At 39.0% G+C, this 24,448-nt stretch carries 20 protein-coding genes; 17 read left to right on the forward strand and 3 right to left on the reverse strand.

What is annotated here, in order from left to right:
- Nucleotides 1-2: 2 nt before the first annotated feature.
- On the reverse strand, nucleotides 3-662 hold the full coding sequence (locus OZY43_RS02955; protein WP_277165805.1) for a YigZ family protein: 660 nt from the start codon (nucleotides 660-662) through the stop codon (nucleotides 3-5).
- Between the two features lie 45 nt (nucleotides 663-707).
- On the opposite strand from OZY43_RS02955, the gene OZY43_RS02960 reads away from it, so the two are divergent.
- The 17 genes from OZY43_RS02960 to whiA all read left to right on the forward strand — a co-directional run bounded on the left by OZY43_RS02960 (nucleotide 708) and on the right by whiA (nucleotide 21,542).
- Nucleotides 708-1,991 carry a helicase-related protein gene (locus tag OZY43_RS02960; RefSeq protein WP_277165806.1) on the forward strand — a complete coding sequence of 428 codons (1,284 nt, stop codon included), beginning with the start codon at nucleotides 708-710 and terminating at the stop codon, nucleotides 1,989-1,991.
- Nucleotides 1,988-2,677 (forward strand): ComF family protein, encoded by a 690-nt coding sequence (locus OZY43_RS02965; RefSeq protein ID WP_277165808.1) that lies wholly within the window; start codon nucleotides 1,988-1,990, stop codon nucleotides 2,675-2,677. The genes OZY43_RS02960 and OZY43_RS02965 overlap by 4 nt, the downstream gene beginning before the upstream one ends.
- A gap of 83 nt (nucleotides 2,678-2,760) precedes the next feature.
- Nucleotides 2,761-3,309, forward strand: coding sequence for a ribosome-associated translation inhibitor RaiA (gene raiA / locus OZY43_RS02970; RefSeq protein WP_277165811.1), 549 nt, complete (start codon nucleotides 2,761-2,763; stop codon nucleotides 3,307-3,309).
- A 132-nt stretch (nucleotides 3,310-3,441) separates the two neighbouring features.
- A complete protein-coding gene (secA, locus tag OZY43_RS02975) occupies nucleotides 3,442-5,841 on the forward strand; it encodes a preprotein translocase subunit SecA (RefSeq protein WP_277165813.1) in 2,400 nt (799 codons plus the stop codon).
- Nucleotides 5,842-5,910: 69 nt separating this feature from the next.
- Nucleotides 5,911-7,027, forward strand: a protein-coding gene (prfB, locus tag OZY43_RS02980; RefSeq protein ID WP_277165815.1) for a peptide chain release factor 2 whose coding sequence is annotated in 2 segments (ribosomal slippage) — nucleotides 5,911-5,982 and nucleotides 5,984-7,027 — 1,116 coding nt in all. Because the reading frame shifts where the segments join, the coding sequence is not laid out codon by codon here.
- Nucleotides 7,028-7,035: 8 nt separating this feature from the next.
- On the forward strand, nucleotides 7,036-7,308 hold the full coding sequence (locus OZY43_RS02985) for a hypothetical protein (protein WP_277165817.1): 273 nt from the start codon (nucleotides 7,036-7,038) through the stop codon (nucleotides 7,306-7,308).
- Nucleotides 7,309-7,325: 17 nt separating this feature from the next.
- Entirely contained in the window at nucleotides 7,326-8,288 is a 963-nt protein-coding gene (gene hprK, locus OZY43_RS02990; protein WP_277165819.1) for an HPr(Ser) kinase/phosphatase, read from the forward strand.
- Nucleotides 8,285-9,121, forward strand: a complete 837-nt coding sequence (lgt, locus tag OZY43_RS02995; RefSeq protein ID WP_277165821.1) for a prolipoprotein diacylglyceryl transferase — start codon at nucleotides 8,285-8,287, stop codon at nucleotides 9,119-9,121. The genes hprK and lgt overlap by 4 nt, the downstream gene beginning before the upstream one ends.
- A 40-nt stretch (nucleotides 9,122-9,161) precedes the next feature.
- Nucleotides 9,162-10,181: an NAD(P)H-dependent glycerol-3-phosphate dehydrogenase gene (locus tag OZY43_RS03000; protein WP_277165823.1), complete on the forward strand. Its 1,020-nt coding sequence runs from the start codon at nucleotides 9,162-9,164 to the stop codon at nucleotides 10,179-10,181.
- A 57-nt stretch (nucleotides 10,182-10,238) separates the two neighbouring features.
- Entirely contained in the window at nucleotides 10,239-11,165 is a 927-nt protein-coding gene (gene trxB / locus OZY43_RS03005; protein ID WP_277165825.1) for a thioredoxin-disulfide reductase, read from the forward strand.
- A 111-nt stretch (nucleotides 11,166-11,276) separates the two neighbouring features.
- Complete coding sequence (locus OZY43_RS03010; RefSeq protein WP_277166336.1) at nucleotides 11,277-13,001, forward strand: phospho-sugar mutase; 1,725 nt, start codon at nucleotides 11,277-11,279, stop codon at nucleotides 12,999-13,001.
- A gap of 96 nt (nucleotides 13,002-13,097) precedes the next feature.
- Nucleotides 13,098-15,143 (forward strand): excinuclease ABC subunit UvrB, encoded by a 2,046-nt coding sequence (gene uvrB, locus OZY43_RS03015; protein ID WP_277165827.1) that lies wholly within the window; start codon nucleotides 13,098-13,100, stop codon nucleotides 15,141-15,143.
- Nucleotides 15,130-17,982: an excinuclease ABC subunit UvrA gene (gene uvrA, locus OZY43_RS03020; RefSeq protein WP_277165829.1), complete on the forward strand. Its 2,853-nt coding sequence runs from the start codon at nucleotides 15,130-15,132 to the stop codon at nucleotides 17,980-17,982. Before uvrB ends, uvrA begins: the two co-directional genes overlap by 14 nt.
- Nucleotides 17,983-18,033: 51 nt before the next feature.
- Nucleotides 18,034-18,576 (forward strand): DUF308 domain-containing protein, encoded by a 543-nt coding sequence (locus OZY43_RS03025; RefSeq protein WP_277165833.1) that lies wholly within the window; start codon nucleotides 18,034-18,036, stop codon nucleotides 18,574-18,576.
- A gap of 105 nt (nucleotides 18,577-18,681) precedes the next feature.
- Entirely contained in the window at nucleotides 18,682-19,560 is an 879-nt protein-coding gene (gene rapZ, locus OZY43_RS03030; protein WP_277165835.1) for an RNase adapter RapZ, read from the forward strand.
- Between the two features lie 9 nt (nucleotides 19,561-19,569).
- Nucleotides 19,570-20,607: a gluconeogenesis factor YvcK family protein gene (locus OZY43_RS03035; RefSeq protein ID WP_277165837.1), complete on the forward strand. Its 1,038-nt coding sequence runs from the start codon at nucleotides 19,570-19,572 to the stop codon at nucleotides 20,605-20,607.
- Nucleotides 20,607-21,542 (forward strand): DNA-binding protein WhiA, encoded by a 936-nt coding sequence (whiA, locus tag OZY43_RS03040; RefSeq protein ID WP_277165839.1) that lies wholly within the window; start codon nucleotides 20,607-20,609, stop codon nucleotides 21,540-21,542. Before OZY43_RS03035 ends, whiA begins: the two co-directional genes overlap by 1 nt.
- 75 nt (nucleotides 21,543-21,617) lie before the next feature.
- Here the strand turns inward: whiA and OZY43_RS03045 are convergent, their stop codons facing one another.
- Together OZY43_RS03045 and clpP are read right to left on the reverse strand one after the other, a co-directional pair.
- Entirely contained in the window at nucleotides 21,618-23,591 is a 1,974-nt protein-coding gene (locus OZY43_RS03045) for a S9 family peptidase (RefSeq protein WP_277165841.1), read from the reverse strand.
- Nucleotides 23,592-23,781: 190 nt separating this feature from the next.
- Nucleotides 23,782-24,369: an ATP-dependent Clp endopeptidase proteolytic subunit ClpP gene (clpP, locus tag OZY43_RS03050; RefSeq protein WP_277165844.1), complete on the reverse strand. Its 588-nt coding sequence runs from the start codon at nucleotides 24,367-24,369 to the stop codon at nucleotides 23,782-23,784.
- Nucleotides 24,370-24,448: the final 79 nt, after the last annotated feature.

The raw sequence follows: 24,448 nt of genomic DNA on the forward strand, positions 1-24,448 counted from the left end.
TTTTACTTTTCGTGATAGTTATGTTCAGCAATTGAAATTTCATTATAGCGTTGCTCGCCTTTGATAAATTCAACTTTACCAGCAAGCAGATTAGTTAACTTTTTTTCTAAATTTGTTTGATCTTGATTAGCAATAAAAAGATGGATGTTAACGTCAACGCCATAATCAACGTGACTAACTAAAATTTCTTCTTGCTTTAAAAAATGATTCACTTCATCAAAGCGATTATAGGCAACATGAAAAATAATTTCTTGCTGCAAGACACGCTTAACTACACCAATTGCTTGGACGCCTTCCGTGACACTATTGGAATAAGCACGAATCAGGCCACCAGCGCCTAATTTAATTCCGCCAAAATAGCGGGTAACAACAACAGTAACATTTTTTAAATTCATTAGCTGCAAGGCCTTTAACTCTGGTACACCAGCAGTTCCTGAAGGTTCACCGTTGTCACTGGCTTTGACGTGATCATCATTTAACCCAATGGTGTAAGCAAAAGTGTTATGAGTTGCATCATGATATTTTTTACTAATGGTAGCAATAAATTCTTCGGCTTCTTTAATTGTCTTGGTTCGAGCTAAACTAGCAATGAAGCGGCTTTTCTTGATGATAAGTTCATGATTGCCGTTCTCTTTAATTGTTAAATAATTTTCGTTTGTCAAAAAAATCTACCTTCTTTTTGCGTAATTAATAGTGGAGGCATAGAGATGGAAGATTTGACTCGCCTCGCTGGTCGTCAATGGGTTGACGGTCAAGAGGATTTTAGCATAAATTCTGGCTTGAAGAAAATTGCAGCAATCGCAGCCGGTAAGTGCAATCGCTGTGGGGCACAAGTTACAGCCCAACTGCCTAATGGTAAAAAATATTGTCGGGCATGTTTAGGGATTGGGCGACTAGTTGAGGGCGATTATTTGGTGCGCAATCAAACAGCAGTGAGTTTTCCGGTTACTCCCGATGGTGGCTTAACCTGGGAGGGACAACTGACACCGTTTCAGGAGCAAATCTCAACTAAATTAGTCAGTAATTTTTATAAACGGCGTGATACTTTGGTTCATGCGGTTACTGGTGCTGGCAAAACCGAGATGTTGTTTGCATTAATTGCTGAATGCTTGAAAAATGGTGGCCGCGCTTGTATTGCGACGCCGAGAATTGACGTCGTTAATGAACTTTTCCCCCGATTTCAAGCGGCTTTTATGGGACTTAAGATTGGCAAATATCATGGTCGTGAATTTCAAGAACCGGGATTAGAGCAGCTAACAATTTGTACGACACACCAATTACTTAAATTTTATCGTGCTTTTGACTTATTAGTGATTGATGAAGTTGATTCTTTTCCATATGTTAATAATTTACAGTTACATTTTGGTGCGTGCAATGCTGTGAAAAAATTGGGGATGCGGGTTTATTTAACAGCAACGCCGACATCAGATTTAATGGCAGAAGTTAAGCAGGGTAAATTGCAAATTATAAAATTAAAGCGACGCTTTCATGGTGGGTTATTGCCAGTTCCTGAAGAGCAGCTCTTTTTGCGGCCTTTTTTGCAAAAAGGACGTCTCCATCCTAAATTGCTAACTGCAATTATTGCGACAATTGAAGCAGGTCATCCATTATTATTATTTGTACCTCGAATTGATCAAATACCATTGTATATAGCTGCTCTTAAACATGAAGAAGAATTACAAGATGTGGCACTAGATGGAGTTTATGCGGCTGATAAGCAGCGGTTAGAAAAAGTGCAGCAGTTCCGTGATGGTCGGTTGCAATTATTAGTAACGACAACGATTTTGGAGCGTGGGGTGACCTTTAAACATGTATGGGTAATTATTGTTGCCGCTGATGACCAAATTTATTCAGCGTCTAGTTTGGTACAGATAGCTGGTCGTGTTGGCCGTGCTCAGGATGATGTTGATGGCTTGGTATTATTTTGTTATCGCAAATATACGGCCAATATTCGCAGTGCAATGCGGCAGATTAGAGAAATGAACCGATGAGAATCTGTTTATTATGCGGCCAAAATTTTATTCCTAATACGTCGCTGCTGCAGGTCTTCTCTTTGCACAAAATACAGCAGCAAAATCTTTGCCGCCATTGCTTGATGAAGTTTCAATTGTTGACTACTACTAGATGTCAAATTTGTGCTTGTGAATTGCCTGAACGTGGAATTTGCCAAGATTGTTTACAATGGCGCAAGTTGTATGGTGATAATTTATTGCGTCATCAGGCGGTATACAAATATAATGGTGCTTTTCACGACTTAATGGTAAATTATAAACGTTATGGTGACTATGTTTTGCGTGAAGTATTACAGGAGTTGTGCAGGGCAAGTTTAAGTTTAATTCATGCTGACTATTATGTCCCTGTGCCGACTTCTGTTGAACACATTAAGCAGCGCCAGTTTGACACAATTAGTGCGATTTATGGCGATATAGTGCCCCTGACGCAGGCTTTGATTAAAATAGAGGGACTTGGTGCCCAAGGCGAAAAGACACGGCTTGAGCGTTTAAAGAGCCCGCAGAGTTTTAAAATAGCCGCAGGCATGAGAATTAATTTTAACCAGCAAAAGATATTACTTTTGGATGATATTTATACAACAGGTAGAACCCTGTATTACGCTCGGGATGCACTGTTAGCGGCTTTTCCTAAAGCGCAAATTGAAAGTTTTTCAATTTGCAGATAGTATTATCCTTGTTTAGCGCTTTCAACTTTTGCTATAATATATATAACGAAAGACTGCTAGGCAGCCCGAAAGGAGATCTCATTATGTTAAAGTATAATGTTCGTGGAGAAAATATTGAGGTAACTGATGCATTAAGAAGTTACGTGGAGAAGAGACTAAAAAAATTAGAGAAGTATTTTGATTTAAGTCAAGATATGGTTGCCCACGTTAACTTGAAGGTGTATCGTGATCGAACAGCTAAGGTTGAAGTTACTATTCCACTGCCATACTTAGTACTGAGAGCTGAAGATACAACGGATGATATGTATCGCAGCATTGACTTTGTTTCTGAAAAATTGGAACGTCAAATTAGAAAATATAAGACAAGGGTTAACCGCAAGAGTCGTGAAAAAGGGATTAATGATTTTTTTGTTGAAGCGCCTGATGAAGAGAAAAAAGAAAATTTAGTTAGTGAATTTGACATTGTGCGTAACAAACAAATTGGTTTAAAGCCAATGAGTCCTGAAGAAGCAATTTTGCAAATGAATATGTTGGAACATGATTTCTTTGTTTTTCAAGATGCAGAAACTAACGGAACTAGTGTTGTTTACCGCAGAAATGATGGCCGTTACGGTTTAATTGAGACTGAATAAAGGTTAATAATTTTTAATTAAAGGCCCCACATTTAATGTGAGGTCTTTGTTTTGTTTATTTTTCATTTTGCGTTAATCATGGTAAAATTATCATGTGTTTTTATACTTAAGTACATATTAAGGATCGATTTAATGGTAAACATTTTAAAGAAACTCTATAACAATGATAAACGAGAACTTAAAAAGTTCGAAAAAATAGCAGATAAAGTTGAAAATTATGCTGATGAGTATGGCAAACTTTCTGATGAAGAATTAAAGGCGAAGACACCTGAATTTCAAGGGCGGCTTGAAAAAGGCGAGAGTCTAGATGATATCTTGCCTGAAGCCTTTGCGGTTGCTCGAGAGGGTGCTAAACGTGTCTTGGGTCTATATCCTTTCCGGGTACAAATCCTAGGTGGGATCTCACTGCACTATGGTAATATTTCTGAAATGATGACTGGTGAAGGTAAAACTTTAACGGCCACTATGCCGGTTTATTTAAATGCCTTGGGCGGCAAAGGTGTTCACGTTGTTACAGTTAACGAATATTTGTCAAGCCGTGATGAAGAAGAAATGGGTCAGCTCTATAAGTGGTTGGGCTTAACTGTTGGTTTGAACTTGAATTCAATGTCACCTGATGAAAAGCGGGCAGCTTATGAATGTGATGTTACTTATTCAACTAACTCAGAACTGGGCTTTGACTATTTGCGTGACAACATGGTTGTTTATAAAGAACAAATGGTGCAACGACCACTCAATTACGCAATTATTGATGAGGTCGACTCTATTTTGATCGATGAAGCGAGAACACCGCTGATTATTTCTGGTGAAGCTGAGCAAGCTAATGGTGACTATATTCGTGCTGATCGTTTTGTCAAAACTCTACAGGAAGATAAGAGTGACGATGATGCTGATGATGACAAGGACTACGGCGATTACAAGATTGACTGGCCAACCAAGACTATCTCGCTAACCAGAACAGGTATTCAAAAGGCGTGTGAGCATTTTGGCCTGAAAAACTTGTATGATGTGGAAAATCAAAAATTAGTTCACCACCTTGACCAAGCCTTACGGGCTAACTATATTATGCTCAAGGATATTGACTACGTTGTTCAAGATGGCGAAGTTTTAATTGTTGATTCCTTTACCGGTCGGGTAATGAAGGGTCGGCGTTATTCTGATGGTTTGCACCAAGCGATTGAAGCCAAAGAAGGAGTTAAGATTCAGGAAGAATCTAAGACGCAAGCTACGATTACTTACCAGAATTTCTTCAGAATGTATAAGAAGTTGTCAGGGATGACAGGTACTGCTAAGACTGAGGAAGAAGAATTCCGCGAAATCTATAATATGCAGGTTATTACCATTCCTACTAACCGGCCAATTGCTAGAATTGATAAGTCAGATATTTTGTATCCAACTTTGGAATCTAAATTTAATGCGGTTGTTGCCGATATTAAGGAAAGACATGCTAAAGGACAGCCAGTTTTGGTTGGTACAGTTGCTGTTGAGAGTTCTGAACGGCTTAGTAAATTATTAGATAAGGCACGGATTCCGCACGCAGTTTTGAATGCAAAAAACCATGCTAAAGAAGCGCAAATTATCATGAATGCGGGTCAGCGTGGTGCAGTGACAATTGCAACGAACATGGCTGGTCGTGGTACTGATATTAAATTGGGACCTGGCGTCAAGGAGTTAGGTGGCTTAGCAGTTATCGGTACTGAGCGACATGAATCAAGAAGAATTGATAACCAGTTGCGTGGTCGGTCTGGCCGGCAAGGTGATCCGGGTGTTACCAGATTTTATTTGTCACTTGAAGACGATTTGATGAAGCGCTTTGGTGGTGAACGAGTTAAGGATTTCTTGGATCGTTTATCGGATAATGACGATGATAAAGTTATTGAAAGTCGTTTGATTACGCGGCAAGTTGAGTCTGCTCAAAAGCGGGTTGAAGGTAATAACTACGATACGCGTAAGCAAACTTTGCAGTATGATGATGTTATGCGGATTCAACGTGAGATTATCTATGGCGAACGGATGCAAGTAATTGGTGAAGAAGAGTCGCTTAAAGACGTTTTAATACCGATGATTCGGCGGACAATTAACAGTCAGGTTGATATGTTTACGCAGGGTGACCGGAAGAAGTGGCGGTTGGATTCACTGCGTGACTTTATTGTTTCTAGTTTAACCAGTGAAGATGTTGCTGATACAATTGACTTTAAGACCATTACCATACCGGAATTAAAGCAAAAATTATACGACATGGTTGAAGCTAACTTTGAAGATAAGGAAAAGGCTTTAGCTGACCCGTCTCAAATGTTGGAATTTGAAAAGGTAGTTATTTTGCGGGTTGTCGATGATCGCTGGACGGATCATATTGATGCGATGGATCAATTGCGGCAGTCAATTGGGTTACGTGGTTATGGTCAGCTTAATCCATTGGTTGAGTACCAAGATTCTGGTTATAACATGTTTGAAGAAATGATTTCGAATATTGAGTTCGATGTAACACGTTTGTTCATGAAAGCTGAAATCAGACAAAATCTTAGCCGTTAATTATAAGATTTAAGAGAAAGCAGCGTGCTTTCTCTTTTTTACTGAAAATTATTTAAAAAGGAAAAAATAATGGAAATTAGTGAAATTCAAAGTGCACTAGACGAACTTAAAACCCGTTTAGCACACTTTAGGGGGTCTCTTTGACCTTGAGTCAATCGATGAAAGTATTGCAGTTAATGAAGGTAAGATGCAGGATCCAGATTTTTGGCACCATCAGGAGCAGGCACAAGAATTAATTACAGCTAATAATTTACTGAAAGAAAAACGTGATTCGTTTGTTCATTTACAAGAAAATTATCAAAATGAGGCAACTGCTTTAGAGTTATTGCGGCTAGAACCAGATCAGGAATTGCAAGCTGAGGTTGAGGCAGATTTAACTAACTTGCAAGCTGAATTCCACGAGTATGAAATGGACTTATTATTGTCAGGTAAATATGATGCTCATAATGCCCTACTTGAGATTCATCCCGGTGCTGGTGGAACGGAAGCCATGGATTGGGCCCAAATGCTGCTACGAATGTATCAGCGGTATGCAGATTCACGTGATTTTAAATTCGAAATTAATAACTATGAGCCTGGTGAAGAAGCTGGTGTAAAAAGTGTTAGTGTGCGGATTACGGGTAAAAATGCTTATGGCTTATTAAAGTCAGAGAATGGTGTTCACCGGTTAGTGCGGATTTCGCCGTTTGATTCTGCTAAACGGCGCCATACATCATTTGCTTCAGTTGAAGTAATTCCTGAAATTGATGATAGTATCAAAATTGATATTAATCCTAAAGATTTGCGGATTGATGTTTATCGTTCAAGTGGTGCTGGTGGCCAGCATATTAACAAAACTTCTAGTGCTGTGCGGATTACACACTTGCCAACGGGTTTTGTAACCACTTCCCAGGCGCAGCGTTCGCAACTGCAAAACCGAGAAACAGCAATGAATGAATTGCGGGCTAAGCTGTTCCACTTGGAAGAAGAAAAAAAGCGTCAGCATAAGCAGGAATTAAAGGGTGACCAGAAGGAAATTGGCTGGGGTTCACAAATTAGATCCTATGTTTTTCATCCTTATGATTTGGTTAAGGATTTGCGAACTGGCTATGAAACAGCTGATACAAGTGGTGTAATGGATGGAAAGTTGCAGCCATTTGTCTATTCATATTTGCAATGGCGGCTGAGTCAAGATAATCCAGAATAGGTGAAAAAATGAGTTTTTGGGGAATTGTTGGTTTAGTATTATTGGCAGTAATTGCTCTAAGTATGCTCTTTGCATTCTTTCATATTTTCTTTATGTTGCTGCCAGCAATTATTGTAATTGCGTTAGTTATTTGGTTAATTAATCATTTTACTAAAAAAGATGATATACCAAATACGCCAAGCAGTGGCAGCAGTAGCTGGTATGATTGGCGTAGCGATAATAATACACAGACTAAACGTAAAAAAGCACGTAATGTCAAAACAAAAGATGTTGATAAATAATTTATGAGGCAAGCAAGATGGTCAAGGCTGTTAAATTAAAGAATTTAATTCGTGATAATAAAATAATACGTGTGGCTCAAGGTAAGCAATATATTGATAATAAAGAGATTATTGTATCTGATATTTATCGGCCTGGGTTGGAGTTAACTGGTTATTTTGATTTTTATCCTAAACAGCGGATTCAACTTTTAGGGCGGACGGAAATTTCCTATGCTGCTAGATTGGATCATGATAGTTTAATTAGGGTCTTCACTAAAATGTGTACCCTAGAAACACCGTGCTTTTTTGTTTCGCGTTCGCTGCGGATTCCGCGTGAGTTAAAAGAGGCGGCTGAACAGGCTAAAATCCCAATATTAACGTCATCGGAATCGACAACATATGTGTCTAGTATTTTGACTGAATATTTGCGTGAGCGTTTAGCAGTTCGGGATACAATTCACGGCGTATTAGTTGAAGTTAAGGGCTTAGGAGTCTTGCTGACAGGAGATTCTGGTGTTGGTAAGTCGGAAACCGCGTTAGGATTAATTCATCGCGGTCACCGCTTGATTGCGGATGATCGGGTTGATGTTTATCAAAAGGACGTTGAGACGGTAATGGGTGAAGCACCTCAAATTTTGAAACATTTAATGGAAATTCGCGGCATCGGTATTATTAATGTCATGGATTTGTTTGGTGTAGGTGCTGTGAAAAGACGTGCTAGTATCCGGTTAGTGATTAAGTTAGTTAATTGGGATAATACGGCTAATTATGATCGATTGGGTTTTGAAGAAAGTAAACGTAATATCTGCAATGTAGAAATTCCGCAAATTACAATTCCAGTTAAAGTTGGTCGCAACATGGAAGATATTATTGAAATTGCAACGATGAATTTTCGGGCAAAAAAATGGGGCTATGATGCTACTAAAACCTTTGATAATAACTTGACCAACTTGATTTCTGCTAACTCAAAGAAAGATTTGGCGGAGGATAAAAATAAATGATGTTAACGATTAACCCGGTCGCGATTCAGTTAGGAAGTTTAAGCATCAAGTGGTATGGTGTTATTATGGCTGTTGCGATTGTCATAGCAGCTTCAATGGCAATTATTGAGGGTAAAAGACGGCAGATTGCTAGTGATGATTTTATTGATTTGCTTTTATGGGGTGTACCGTTAGGTTATGTTGGCGCACGGATCTATTATGTTGTCTTTGAATGGAGCTATTATTCGCAGCATCCTGACCAAATTATCGCTATTTGGAACGGTGGTATTGCAATCTATGGTGGATTAATTGCTGGGGCAATTGTGTTGCTAATTTTTTGTTATAAACGGCTGCTGCCACCATTTTTAATGTTAGATGTGATTGCTCCGGGAGTAATGGCAGCACAAATTTTAGGACGTTGGGGCAATTTTATGAATCAAGAAGCCCATGGTGGTCCGACAACATTGCATTTCTTGCAAAGCCTGCACTTGCCAGCTTGGATTATTGCACAAATGAATATTAATGGGGTTTATTATCAACCGACTTTTCTTTACGAATCATTTTTTAATTTGCTGGGTCTGTTGTTAATTTTAAGTTTGCGCCATAAAAAACACTTGTTTAAGCAGGGAGAAGTTTTTATGCTTTATCTTGCTTGGTATTCAGTTGTGCGGTTTTTTGTTGAGGGACTTAGGACCGATAGTTTGTACCTATTCAATGTAATTCGTGTTTCGCAATTATTAAGTTTGGTATTATTTATTGTTGTTATTGCCCTATTTATTTATCGCCGGGTAAAAGTTAAGCCTAAGTGGTATCTTGATGGTAGTGGCCTCAAGTATCCGTATACAAGAGACTAAGATTATTAATTTGATTATTTAAAGAAAGTTTGGAATAAAAATGACAAAAATTGCAGTTTTAGGAGCAGGTTCATGGGGAACAGTTTTGGGCTCGATGCTTGCTGACAAGGGAAATGAAGTCGTTCTATTTGGTAATAACGAACAAGTTAACCAAGAGATTAACGAACAACATACTAATTTACATTATATGAAAAATTGGCAAGTAAATAAGACAGCTAAGGCAACTAGTGATTTGACAGTAGCTTTAACTGGTGCAGAAGTTGTCTTGTTTGTGCTGCCGACAAGTGCTATTCGCAGCGTTGCCAAAAATGTGCGTGCGGTTTTGGCTAAAATAGGTAGTCAACCACTTTTAGTAACCGCGACAAAGGGAATTGAACCAGGAACCAAAAAATTGATTTCTGAAATTTTGACTGAAGAAGTTTACCCTAATGATGAAGATAAGATTGTAGCAATTTCTGGTCCTAGTCACGCCGAGAGTGTGGCACAGAAAGATTTAACTGCGATTGCTTGTGCATCAACTAGTATGACTAATGCCCAAAAAGTGCAGCAATTAATGTCTAATGATTACGTACGCCTTTATACTAACGATGACTTGATTGGCGTTGAAGTTGCTGGTGCTGTCAAAAATGTCATTGCAATTGCTGCCGGAATTTTGGTTGGTAAGCATTATGGTGATGATGCTAAGGCTGCACTGATGACACGTGGTTTAGCAGAGATTACCCGGCTAGGAGTTAATTACTTTGGCGCTAAACCATTAACCTTTAGTGGCTTAGCTGGTATTGGTGACTTAATTGTTACTTGTACCTCGGTTAATTCTCGTAATTGGCGTTGTGGTAAGCAAATTGGTGAAGGTAAGAGCCTTGACTATATTGTTAAAAATATGGGTCAAGTTATTGAAGGTGCTACGACAGTTAAAGCGGTTCATGAATTATGCCAAGAAAAGCAAATCGATATGCCGATTAGTGAAGCTATTTATCGGGTTTTATATGAAAATACCAATGTCGATGATGAAATTACCAAGATGATGGGTAGAAGTCCCAAACAAGAAATTAGACTTTAAGCGTATTTTATTATACACTTTACTTACTAAAAATAAGAAACTTCTTGAGGTGAAAACATGGCAAAAAATTATGATGTAATTATCATTGGTGCTGGTCCTGGTGGAATGACAGCTGCTCTTTATGCTTCCCGAGCTAATTTATCAGTGTTGCTCCTTGATCGTGGACTTTATGGCGGTCAGATGAATAATACTGATGCAATTGACAATTATCCTGGCTTCAGTGATGTGAAGGGACCAGAATTGGGCGAAAAAATGTATAATTCAATTATGCGTTTTGGTGCTGAATTTGAATACGGTGACGTTCAATCGGTTGAGCTTGATGGTAATACAAAAGTTGTTAAGACTGATGCTGGTGAATATACTACGCAAGCTTTGATTATTGCGACTGGTGCTGATCATCGTCACTTGGGTGTTCCCGGTGAAGAAGAATATTCAGGCAAGGGTGTTTCTTATTGTGCGGTTTGTGATGCGGCCTTTTTTAAGGATGAAGACATTGCAGTTATCGGTGGCGGCGATTCAGCAATTGAAGAAGGTATTTATCTTGCTCAATCTGCTAAGTCAGTAACGGTTATCCACCGTCGTGACCAATTACGGGCACAGGCTACTTTGCAAAAGCGAGCATTTGCTAATGATAAGATGCACTTTATCTGGAATGCTAATACTAAGTCAATTGATGGTGATGGGCAAAAAGTAACCGGCGTAACTTACCAGGATAAAGAAACTGGTGCAGAGAAGCAGATAGCTACTCGTGGTGTATTTATTTATGTTGGTATGTTGCCGCAGACGACCCCATTTAATGATTTAGGTATTCTAGATAATAAGGGCTGGATTCCTACTGATGAACATATGCATACTAAAGTTGCTGGCGTTTTTGCTCTTGGCGATGTCCGAGCAAAAGATTTACGCCAGATTGCTAATGCAGTTGGTGAAGGTAGTGTTGCTGGTCAAGAGGCATATAACTATTTGCAAAAATTAAATGATTAGATATAAGAATTCAGCGTAAGTTGAATTCTTTTTATTTTGCTAAGCTAATTAATGTTAAAATAGACAAGATGAAACCGGATTTATTTTTAGAAAAAGGGGAATAGTACTTTGATTAATGCAGAAGAAACTTTTAAAAAATGGCAAGCAGCTCCTGATATGCCAGATTATTTAGCAGCCCAATTGACAGAATTGGGTCAGGATGCCACATGGGTTCAAGATGCTTTTGGTCAAGAGATTAATTTTGGCACTGCAGGGATGCGTGGCCGTCTTGAGCCGGGAATTAACCGAATTAATGTTTTTACAATTAAATGGGTAACCGAAGGGTTGGCTCGCTTAATTACTGAAAATGGTGCGACAGCACAGAAACGTGGCGTTGCAATTTCATTTGATTCGCGGTATCACTCACGTGAATTTGCGCAAATTGCTGCCCGGGTTTTGGGAGCACATGGTATTCATGTTTACTTATTTGACGATTTGCGGCCAACGCCAGAATTATCATTTGCAGTGCGACATTTACATGCTTTTGCTGGAATTAACATTACAGCTTCTCACAATGCTAAGCAATATAATGGCTATAAGGTTTATGGCTCAGACGGCGCGCAAATGGGTCCTGAAAATGCTAACCGGGTGTTTGCTCATGCTGAACAAGTTACTGATATTTTTGCAATTAAGGCAGCTCCAGTTGAGCAATTACGGTCTCAAGGACTGTTACAGTTAATTGGTGAAGACCTTGATGAAGCCTACTTGGCAGAACTCAAGACTGTTAATGTTAATAAACCGTTGATTAAGGAAAACGCAAATAAGCTGAAAATTATTTATTCACCTTTACACGGAACGGGTAAGATGCTTTATGAGCGGGCATTTCGCCAAAATGGTTTTACTAATATTATTCCAGTTCCTAGTCAATCCATTATTGACCCAGAATTTCCTACTACGAAAAAACCAAATCCAGAATATCGGGATGTGTTTGATCCGGGAGTTGCTTTAGCTAATGAAAAGCAGGCAGATTTAATTATTGCAACAGATCCGGATGCTGACCGGATGGGCGCATGTGTACGGACTGAAAAGGGTGATTTTCAAGTTTTAACGGGGAACCAAATTGCTACTTTAATGGCTTATTATTTATTGGTTAACTTGAAGGACAGTGGTCAATTAACACCAAATTATGAATTGATTACGTCAATTGTTTCTAGTCAAATGCCATTGAAGATTGCTCGTGATTTTGGCATTAAAACTAAGTCGGTTTTGACCGGGTTCAAGTTTATTGGTGAAGAAGTTGACCGGATGAATAAAGCACATGATGGTCAGTTCTTGATGGGCTTTGAAGAAAGTTATGGTTATTTGTTTAAGCCATTTGCGCGTGACAAGGATGCAATGCAAGGAGCACTAATGTTCGCTGAAGTTGCTTCTTATTATGCTTCGCGTAAAATGACGGTTTTAGATGGTTTAAAAGAAATTTGGCAGAAATACGGTACTTCTTATGAAATCACGCGGGCAATTGAAATGCCGGGAATTGGCGGGCAAAAGAAGATGGCAGCGTTAATGACTAAATTGCGTGCAGCACAATTAACGACAATTAATGGCGTGCAGGTTGTTAAGATGCAGGACTTTTTAACTCAAGAAGAGACGGTTAAGGGCCAAACTACAGCCATGACTGACTTGCCGAAGTCGAATGTCTTGAAGTACTTTCTAGCTGATGAAACCTGGTTGGCACTTAGACCATCGGGTACTGAACCGGTAATTAAGGCTTATGTTGGTGTTAATCAACCGGATATTACAACTGCAGAAAAAGCAGCTTCTACTTATCAAGTAGCTTTGGCTGAACTGTTAAAATAAGCTGAATCGCGTGCGAAAATATGTTCGCTGTAGTAAAATAGAATACATTAATAAAAGTTGGGCTTTTGGTCCAACTTTTTTACGAGGAGTCTTTTGATGATTAAGCGACAAGAAAAGCATAAATTTGAACTTGTATCAAAATTTAAACCAGCTGGTGACCAGCAACAAGCGATTGATCAACTAACTGCTGGCTTTAAGAAGGGTGATAAAGAACAAATTCTTGAAGGAGCTACTGGAACTGGTAAAACCTTTACGATGGCTAATATTATTGCTAATTTAAATAAACCAACGTTGGTTATTTCTCATAATAAAACTTTAGTTGGGCAATTATATGGTGAATTTAAGGAGTTTTTTCCACATAATGCTGTTGATTATTTTGTCTCTTACTATGATTATTATCAACCTGAAGCTTATGTGCCCCAGTCAGATACTTATATTGAAAAAGATTCGGCAATTAATGACGAGATCGACCAGTTGCGCCACCAGGCGACTAGTGACTTAATGGAGCGCAATGATGTAATCGTTGTGGCTTCTGTTTCTTGCATTTATGGGTTAGGGGACCCGCATGAATATGCTGCTAGTGTAATCACTTTCCATGAAGGTGAAGAATATGATCGTAATACCCTACTGCGGGATTTGGTTAATATTCAATATGATCGCAACGACATTGATTTTCAGCGTGGTCGTTTTCGCGTGCGGGGTGATAGCGTTGAAGTTTTTCCAGCAGGTAATTCCAACCATGCTTATCGGATTGAATTTTTTGGTGATGAAATTGATCGGATTGTGGAAGTTGATGCGTTAACTGGTGAAGTAATCGGTGAACGTGAAAGCATCTCATTGTTTCCAGCTACGCACTTTATGACTAATGATGAACAAATGCGGCGGGCTTTGAAATTAATTTCGCAAGAAATGAAACTGCAGGTAAAGGAATTTGAAGGCGAAGGCAAACTGCTGGAAGCTGAGCGAATTAAGCAGCGGACTACTTATGATATGGAAATGATGAATGAGGTTGGCTATACCAACGGCATTGAAAATTATTCAAGACATATGGAAGGCCGTAAGGAAGGTGAGCCACCGTATACACTGCTTGACTTCTTCCCTGACGATTTTTTGATTTTGATTGATGAATCACACGCAACAATGCCAGAAATCAGGGCAATGTATAATGGTGACCGTAATCGGAAGAAGACATTGATTGATTATGGTTTTCGCTTACCATCGGCACTTGATAACCGTCCGCTAAAATTACAAGAATTTGAAAAGCATGTTAATCAAATTTTATATGTTTCGGCAACGCCGGGTGACTATGAATTAGAACGAACTGACGATAAGGTAGAACAGATTATCAGGCCGACAGGCTTGCTTGATCCTCAGATTGAGGTCCGGCCAATTGAAGGCCAGATTGATGACTTAGTAGCAGAAATTAATCAACGCATTGATCATAATGAGCGAGTTTTTGTCACGACTTTGACCAAAAAAATGGCTGAAGATTTAACCGATTACCTCAAAGATTTGGGCATTAAGGTCCAATATTTGCACTCTGATGTTAAAACACTTGAGCGGATGCAAATTTTACGTGATTTACGACTTGGTAAATACGACGTGCTAATTGGAATTAACTTACTGCGCGAAGGGATTGACGTGCCAGAAGTTTCTTTAGTTGCGATTTTAGATGCTGATAAGGAAGGTTTTTTACGGGCCTACCGTCCTCTAGTCCAAACAATGGGTCGTGCTTCGCGTAATCAAAATGGTAAAGTTATCATGTATGCGGATTCAATCACTGATTCAATGCATGAGGCGATTGATGCGACACAGCGCCGGCGAAAATTACAGATTGCTTTTAATGAAGAACATGGTATTACGCCTAAGACAATTGTAAAGCCCATTCGGGATGCTATCTCGGCTACTAAGCAGGCTGATGATGTACCTAACAGTGATAGCTTTGCCGATCTTAACTTTGATGAGTTAACGGCTAAGCAAAAGAAAACAATGATTTCTGATTTACGTCAGCAAATGCAAGCTGCTGCTAAGAAACTGGACTTTGAGGGTGCAGCTAATTTGCGGGATGCAATTATGGAATTAGAAAATTCAACGAGAAAACCGATTAAGAAAAAAGGAAAAACATTAAATGGTAAACGATAAAATCGTTATTCGGGGTGCGCGGGAGCATAACCTCAAGGATATTAATTTAACAATTCCGAAAGATAAACTGGTAGTCATTACTGGCTTGTCGGGTTCTGGAAAAAGTTCCCTGGCCTTTGATACCTTATACGCTGAAGGGCGTCGGCGGTATGTGCAATCACTATCGAGTTATGCGCGCCAGTTTTTAGGTCAAATGGATAAACCAGATGTTGATGCAATTGATGGCTTAAACCCAGCCATTTCAATTGACCAAAAGACGACATCACATAATCCCCGTTCAACTGTGGGCACGGTAACGGAAATTAATGATTATTTACGTTTGCTTTGGGCACGAGTAGGACATCCAATTTGTCCTAATGATGGCACCCTAATTGAACGGCAATCAGCACAACAGATGGTTGATCGGATTCTTAAATTGCCTGAACGTAGTAAAATTCAATTGTTAGCACCAGTTGTTAGATCAAAGCGTGGTGAACACAAAGAAGTTTTTAAGCGGGTACAGCGTGCGGGTTATGTTCGTGTATTAGTTGATGGTGAAATGCATGAAATTGGCGAAGATTTTGCTTTGGCAAAAAATAAGCGCCACACAATTGATATTGTCGTTGATCGGTTAATTGTTAAAGACGGCATTCGATCACGCTTATTTGATTCGGTAGAAGCCGCGCTGCGTTTGTCTGATGGTTATATGAATGTTGATGTCATCGGTGACAAAATGCTGAATTTTTCGGAATATTATGCTTGTCCTAAGTGTGGTTTTACGGTGGGTGAGATGGAACCACGGCTCTTTTCGTTCAATGCTCCGTTTGGTGCTTGTCCTGATTGTGATGGCTTGGGTGTTAAGTTATCTGTTGACGAAGATTTAGTTATTCCTGATAAGAGTAAAACTTTAGCAGCAGGTGCTGTTGCACCATGGAAAAATTCTAAGTATTATAGTGAAATGTTGGCGCAGGCCTGTGCAGCTTTGAAAATTCCACTTGATAAGCCATTCTTAAAATTAACGAAAAAGCAGCAAGAAACAGTCCTACATGGTTCAAGTAAGAAAATCAAATTTCATGTAACTGGTGATTTTGGTGTCAATGATACCACGGCTGCCTTTGAAGGTGCGATGGCAAATGTTGAACGACGTTATCAACACCCGATGTCTAAATTTATGCGTGATGTAATGGGCAAGTATATGACGGAATTAACTTGTTCAACCTGTCATGGCAAGCGTCTTAATGAAAAGGCGTTGGCTGTTAAGGTGATGGGCAAGGATATAGCAGAAACATCTGAATTAGCAATTAATAAGGCTTTAGACTTTTTTAATAATGTCCAGCTTGATGAACAGGAAACAATAATTGCTAAGCCAATTTTAAAAGAAGTGCGTGATCGCTTAACGTTTTTAAATAGCGTTGGTCTTGATTATCTAACATTATCGCGGTCTGCCAATACTTTATCTGGTGGGGAAGCTCAGCGAATTCGCTTGGCAACGCAAATTGGTTCTAATTTGTCAGGAGTGATGTATGTTTTGGATGAGCCTTCTATTGGGTTGCACCAACGGGATAATGATCGGTTAATTGCTGCATTGAAAAAAATGCGTGATTTAGGCAATTCTTTGATTGTCGTTGAACATGACGATGAAACAATGCGCCAGGCAGATTACTTAATTGATATGGGTCCCGGCGCTGGAACTTATGGTGGTCAAGTCATGGCTGCTGGCACACCTGAAGAAGTTGAAGCTAATCCTAAGTCATTAACAGGTCAATATTTAACGGGGAAAAAATTTGTGCCGGTACCGTTAGAACGGCGAAAAGGTAATGGCAAAAAAATTACAATCACTGGTGCTGCAGAAAATAATCTAAAAAATATCAAGGTCGATTTTCCTTTAGGTAAGTTTATTGTAGTCAGCGGGGTATCCGGTTCAGGTAAATCAACGCTGGTTAACATGATTTTAAAACGGGCGTTAGCACAAAAGCTTAATCGCAATCAGACTAAACCGGGTAAGTACAAGAGTATCAGCGGCTACAAAAATATTGAAAAAATTATCGATATTGACCAAAGTCCAATTGGACGAACGCCACGCAGTAATCCAGCAACTTATACCAGCGTTTTTGATGATATTCGTGCGCTGTTTGCGCAGACTAATGAAGCTAAGCTGCGCGGTTATACTAAGGCACGTTTTTCTTTTAACGTTAAGGGCGGACGCTGTGAAGCTTGCCACGGCGACGGTATTATCAAAATTGAAATGAACTTTTTACCAGATGTTTATGTACCGTGTGAAGTTTGCCATGGCAGTCGTTACAATTCAGAAACATTGGAAGTTACTTACCGGAAGAAGAATATTGCTCAAGTGTTGGATATGACGATTAGTGAAGCCTGTGATTTCTTCAAAAATATCCCGAAGATTGCTCGTAAACTGCAGACAATCGTTGATGTGGGCTTGGGCTACGTTAAATTAGGTCAATCAGCGACAACTCTGTCAGGTGGGGAAGCCCAAAGAATGAAATTAGCAGCAGAATTGCAAAAATTATCAACCGGGAAGAATTTTTATATTCTTGATGAACCAACAACTGGTTTGCATACTGATGATATTAAGCGACTGCTGGAAGTGTTGCAGCGACTTGTTGATGAAGGAAACACAGTTTTAATTATTGAGCATAACCTTGATGTGATTAAGAATGCAGATTGGTTAATTGACCTTGGCCCTGAAGGCGGCGAAGGTGGTGGGACAATTGTGGCAACTGGTACACCAGAAGAAGTTGCCGAAATAAAAGAAAGTTATACTGGTCAGTATCTCAAACCGGTTCTAGTGCGTGACACAAAGTTGACTAAATTAGCAGCCAAGCAACAAGACAAATAACATTTAATTATTTATTAAAAAGTGTACAATAAAGCACAAGGAGGACTGAAAATGGATAATTTTTCTAATTATAACGAACATCATGGCTTTGATTGGGCTGCTTTACTAGCAGGTGTATTAATGATTGTGGCGGGGTTATTTTTGCTACGTCATCCAGGTAAAGCTTTGCACGCGTTTGTTTTATTATTTGCCATTTTGTCGATTGTGCAAGGATTTGTATGGCTTGCTTTTTATAGTCATTTTCACTATTTTATTTCCTTTAGTTGGCTATCAATATTTTCTGGGGTGCTAGATATTTTGATTGGAATTATGTTCCTTTATTCATATGATGCTGGTGGCTTGACGATTGCATATTTGTTTGCTTTTTGGTTTTTGTTTGATTCAATTTCGGGAATTAGTGTTTCGTGGCATATGCGTAAAGTCTCGCGCTTTTACTTCTGGTTTACATTGATTTTAAATATTTTTGGCTTATTAATATCGCTTAGTTTGATGTTTAATCCGGCCTTATCGGCATTAACCTTAATTTGGCTGATTTCGTTTTGGCTGCTTATCTTTGGTATTAATGAAATTGTTGCCGCCTTTGCGCGCAGATGATTAGTAAATGATTAAAAAGGGTCCCAGCGGGATCTTTTTTATTGCACTAAATACTTATGAAACACCCGGTATGCTATAATTTAGATAATTAGGGGGCTTGGCAAAATGGCTAAAAAGAAAAAGCAATTATTGGTGGTCACAGGGATGAGTGGCGCTGGTAAAACAGTTGCATCACATTCGTTAGAAGATATGGGCTACTTTGTTGTCGATAATTTGCCGCCAACACTACTTGGCAGTTTTTGGGATTTAATTGTTAATTCTGATGACTTCACTAAGGTAGCAGTTGTGATTGATTTGCGGGTTAAAAGTTTTTATCGTGATTTACTGGATGAGATTAATTCGCTAGAAGACAATGGGACGGTTCAGACAACGATTCTCTTTTTGGATGCATCAGATGATGCATTAGTTGCTAGGTATAAAGAAACTCGGCGTCTGCCACCACTGGCAAGTAATGGACGACTACTTGATGGCATTAAGGAAGAGCGGCAAATTTTGACGGGAATTCGTAATCGCGCCAATTATATTATTGATACATCAAAGTTGACAACGAAACAGTTAAAACAAAAATTACTAACAGAATTCAGCGATCGCCAAAAGCAGCCTTTTTCGATTGAAGTAATGTCATTTGGCTTTAAATATGGGCTGCCGATTGATGCTGATATTGTGATGGACGTGCGCTTTTTGCCTAATCCCTTCTATATTTCAGAATTAAGGCCATTTACGGGTTTAGATAAGCGGGTAGCCAATTATGTAATGGATAAACGAGAAACGCAAATCTTTTATAACAGCTTGCTTGATTTATTAAAGATTGCCCTCCCTGGATATATTAAAGAGGGTAAAGAAAAATTAACGATTGCAATTGGCTGTACTGGTGGTCAACACCGGAGTGTCGCAATTGCCCAACAGCTTGCCCGTGATTTAGCTAAAAATAATTATCCCGTGGATATTACGCACCGCGAGATTAGCCGCTACACTAGAAAATAGGTGAATTCGATGATGAATAGAGAAGGAAAAATAATTCGGGTGATTAAAAATCGTCGGCCGAAAGTTGTTGTCATCGGTGGGGGCACTGGTTTGCCCGTGATTTTGAATGCCTTAAAAGATCAGAATGCAGAAATTACGGCGATTGTTACCGTTTCTGATGATGGTGGATCGTCTGGTTCAATCCGCAATTTTATTAACGTGGTGCCACCTGGCGATATTCGTAATGTGCTGGTTGCCTTGAGCGATATTCCCCAAGAGGAAAAGAATATTTTTCAATACCGGTTTGATTCTTCGGACTCGTTTTTTTCAGGTCACGCAATTGGTAATTTAATTATTGCCGCTTTAAATGAAATGCATGGTAATATTTTTGATGCTGTCCAGTCCTTGTCCAAAATGATGCACGTTGATGGTCATGTTTTTCCAGCTTCCAATGAACCATTGACACTTAATGCGGAATTCGTGGATGGCACAATTCAGGCTGGTGAAAAAGAAATAACTGATAAGGATAAACGAATTAAGCGGGTTTGGGTAACGGATACTAATTCAGCTGCTGAACCAGAAGCTGTGTTACCAGTTTTGGCAGCAGTGATGCAGGCTGATGCAGTCGTTTTAGGACCCGGGAGTTTGTTCACGTCAATTTTGCCTAATTTAATGATTCCTAATCTTGGTCAAGCAGTGCGAGAAACCAGTGCAGAAGTAATATATATTTGTAATATTATGACGCAGTTGGGCGAGACTGACCATTTTTCTGATAGTGAACACGTTGCAGTAATTAATAAGCATCTTGGCGGACACTATATTGATACAACCTTGTTGAATGGTGCCAAAATTGATATGAATAAATTTAATCCTGCTGATTATGATGCTTATTTAGAACCAGTTAAAAATGACTTCGCCGGTTTACGAAAGCAAGGCTGTCGAGTAATTACCGCTGACTTTATTGACCAACATAGTGGCTTAGTCTTTCATGATGGTCAAAAAGTAGCTTGCGAAATTATCAATTTGGCTTATGAAGCAATGTCCCGTAGAAAGAGGATTAACCAGTAATGGCCAGTTATGCAAGTAATGTTAAAAAGGAGTTAACGGCATTACCAATTCATCCAGAGCATGCTAAGGCTGAACTCGCAGCTTTTTTACGAATGAATGGTGTGCTCAACTTTCATGATCATAAATTTAGTTTGGATATTACAACGGAAAATCCGGCAATTGCCCGTCGAATTTTTTCTTTAATTAAAACGGCCTATCAGGTTGAACCGCTCTTGATTGTGTCGCGTAAAATGAAACTGAAGAAGAACAACCAGTATCTTGTTCGCCTGCAAAATCACGTGCGGGAAATCTTAACTAATTTGGAAATTTTAACAGCAACTTCTGGTATTATTACGCGGATTCCCAAACGAATTATTACGTCGAAAGAGGGCGCGATGTCCTATTTGCGTGGAGCTTTTCTAGCCAGTGGTAGTGTCAATAATCCTGAAACTAGCCGTTATCATTTGGAAATTTATTCAGCTTATGAGGATCATAATAATGATTTGCTGGCATTAATGAACCATTACTTCTTTTTAAATGCAAAAACAACTAAGAGACGGCGCGGTTTTATTGTTTATCTTAAGGAAGCTGAAAAAATTGGTGATTTTTTGCATATTGTTGGGGCATTAAATGCGATGCTCTCTTTTGAAGATTTGCGAATTATGCGTGATATGCGTAATTCGGTGAACCGCTTGGTTAATTGCGACACAGCTAATTTGAAAAAGACAGCTACAGCGGCGGCTAAGCAAGTTGAGGATATTCAATTAATTGCGCAAAAAAAGGGTTTGGATACTCTACCTGAAAAGCTGCAAGATTTGGCCCGCTTGCGGTTAACTAATCCAGAATTATCCCTTAAGGAATTAGCGCAACAAGTTCCAGATGGCCCGATTTCTAAATCCGGTGTCAATCACCGCTTAAAAAAATTACATGAAGTCGCTGAAAGTTTGAAAGGCTAAAAGTGAATTTGCATGTTTTAAATAAAAAAAGCAGACATGATAGATAATCATGTCTGTTATTTTTATAAGCTATTTTTATTGATGTTGGTCAAACCATTCCTTGATCGCACTGAGTCGCTGAATTCTTAATGATGGTAGGCCATCGCGCGAAATTCCATGGAATGATTGTGGAAACCGGATCATATCGGTTTCACCACCAGCTAACTTGACTGCGGTGAAAAATTCTTCACTTTGTGAAATTGGGCAACGCATATCCCATTCACCGTGCAATAGTCTGATTGGCGTAGTTACATTTTGTGCATAGGCTAATGGTGACATTTGCCAATATCGCTGTCGTGCTTGCGGATTAGCAAATAGGTCAGCTTGTAATTCTTGCCGGTCAAACCAATAACCAATATCTGAAGTCCCATTCATACTAAGCCAATCACTTACACACCGTTGAGCTACTGCGGCTTTAAAGCGTTTAGTGTGGCCAACTGCCCAAGTTGTCATGAAGCCGCCATAAGAGCCTCCAGCAATATATTGGTGGTTAGAATCAAGCTCTGGAAAGTGAGCTAAAGCGTAGTCCAATCCCGCAATTACATCGGCAAAGTCATCTTCACCATAGTGACCGTCTACGTGGTCGCAGAACTTTTGTCCGTAAGTAGTTGAACCTCGCGGATTAACATAAACTACGCCATAGCCCCAACTGGCTAAAACTTGAAATTCGTGAAAGAAGGTTTCGCCGTATGCGCCATGGGGACCACCGTGAACGTATAGAAGAACAGGAGTCTGCGCTGATTTTCCAACTGCTGGTAAATACCAACCGTCTAATTTTTGTTGTTTATCTTGTGACAGGTATGAAAAATGCTGTGCATGAGCATAATCATGTGTTTTTTCATATTCATAATTAGGATTGTTCAAAAGATCAGTTGTCTTGGTTTCAAGATCAAAAACCAGTAATTCACTAGGTTTTGCCTGACAAGAAACAGTTAGCAGCAATTTTTGCTGCTGTGCAATACAAAAGTCGGTTATCTGTTCACGCTCGTTACGTATCAGTTTTACATCAGTCGCATTACCTAAATATAGTTGACTATGCCCATGATGTAGGGCAGTAAAGACATAACAATCATTATTAAGCCACAAAACGCTGTTGCTACATAAATTTTGGGTAAAATCACCGGTTAATTCGCCACCGTAGCCGACATCAACTTCATCTAATTGTTTCGTTAAATTGGTTAATGTGCATGTTGCTAACGAATATAAGTATAAATCATTGACTGTCTGACCAATGTGGCTGTTATCATTACCAACTAAGGCTAAAGTGTGGTCATCTGGTGAAAAAGCAGCTGCTGAAAAAATGCCTTGTGGTAATTTTTCGGTAATCTGTTGTTTTGTTTGGGTCGTTAAATTATACAGGTAAGCTGCTTTAGTATAATCAATATCTGTATCCAAATCTGGCTGGGTTCCTTGAAGATAAACAATATTTGTTCCATCATAATTGACAGCAGCTAATGTAAAATTATCCTTAGTAGTAAATAGAGTTGTGATTTCTTGGGTAGTGGGGTTAAGTTTACGCAATGAATATTCGGCATCGTTTTCTAACCAACCATAACCATCGGCGCGGCCGTTTAACTTAGTAACATGTCGTACTTGGGGAAATTTTGCAGTTTTAAATTTTGGCTGTTCGTGGGTTGTCTTGGTTTTAAAATACAGGACTTGGCCATTACCTGAACTAAGTAGTTGCTCAACTGCAAGTGCATCATCAGCAAATGTTACTGCGGCTGCTATGCCACCATCTAGTGGTATGCGCTGTAATTGTTGTTTTTGGTTAGGTTCTTGATGCAAATAATACAAAGATCCGTTTAAAATTCGTGGTTGGCTATTCAACCCGCCGTGAGCCCAAATACGATAATTTTGTTCTTGATCAAGACTGACTAGCTTGGCTTCATAGTCATTTTCTTCTTGATTAATATAATTTTCTGCAAAGAATGCTTTGCCTGCAGCAAATCTAACTTGTGAAACCGACTTTAAGCGATATAAATCTTCTGCAGTTACTTTTTCTTTCATCAAAGGTCACCAATCCTTCTCATCATTATTTAATTATTTACTAATTTAATTAAGCTTACTATTTTGCGTTAGTTTGTCAACCCTGCTTGTAGCTAAATAATGAGTGTTCTTAGTTCAAAATAAAAAACATCATTAGGATTTTTCCTAATGATGTTTTTGCTAAAGTAACGTTTGTACTAAATTATTTTATTTAGCTATTTTTCTTGTTAACCATAATTTCGTCAATTAGGCCATAGTCTTTGGCTTCTTGTGCGGTCATATAGTTGTCACGTTCAGTATCTTTTAGAATCTTACTTAAAGGCTGACCCGTAGTTTCGTGAATAATATTATTGATCTTTTCACGACTCTTCATAATTTCATTTGCAGCAATTTGAATATCTGTTTGCTGACCTTGTGCACCACCCAAAGGTTGGTGAATTAAGACAGTTGAGTTTGGCAAAGCAAAACGCTTACCCTTAGTACCGCTGGTTAACAAAATTGAAGCCATTGATGCGGCCATCCCGATGGCAATTGTGGAAACATCAGACTTAATAAAGTTCATAGTATCCATAATTGCCAGACCTGAAGTAATTACACCACCTGGTGAGTTGATGTAAAGAGAAATATCTTTGGTGTTGTCTTGAGCATCAAGGAATAATAATTGTGCAATGATTGAATTGGCCATGTCGTCGTTGATTTCACCGCTCAACATAATAATTCGATCTTTTAATAGACGGGAATAAATGTCGTATGCGCGTTCACCACGGGCAGTTTGTTCAATAACTGTAGGTACAAGCATATTTTTGCCTCCTAAATTTAAGTTCTATGTTATTAGCACTCTAATAAGTACAGTGCTAATTAAATCACTTGTATAGAAA

It is taken from the genome of Lactobacillus sp. ESL0785, from assembly GCF_029395455.1.
Lineage (GTDB): Bacteria > Bacillota > Bacilli > Lactobacillales > Lactobacillaceae > Lactobacillus.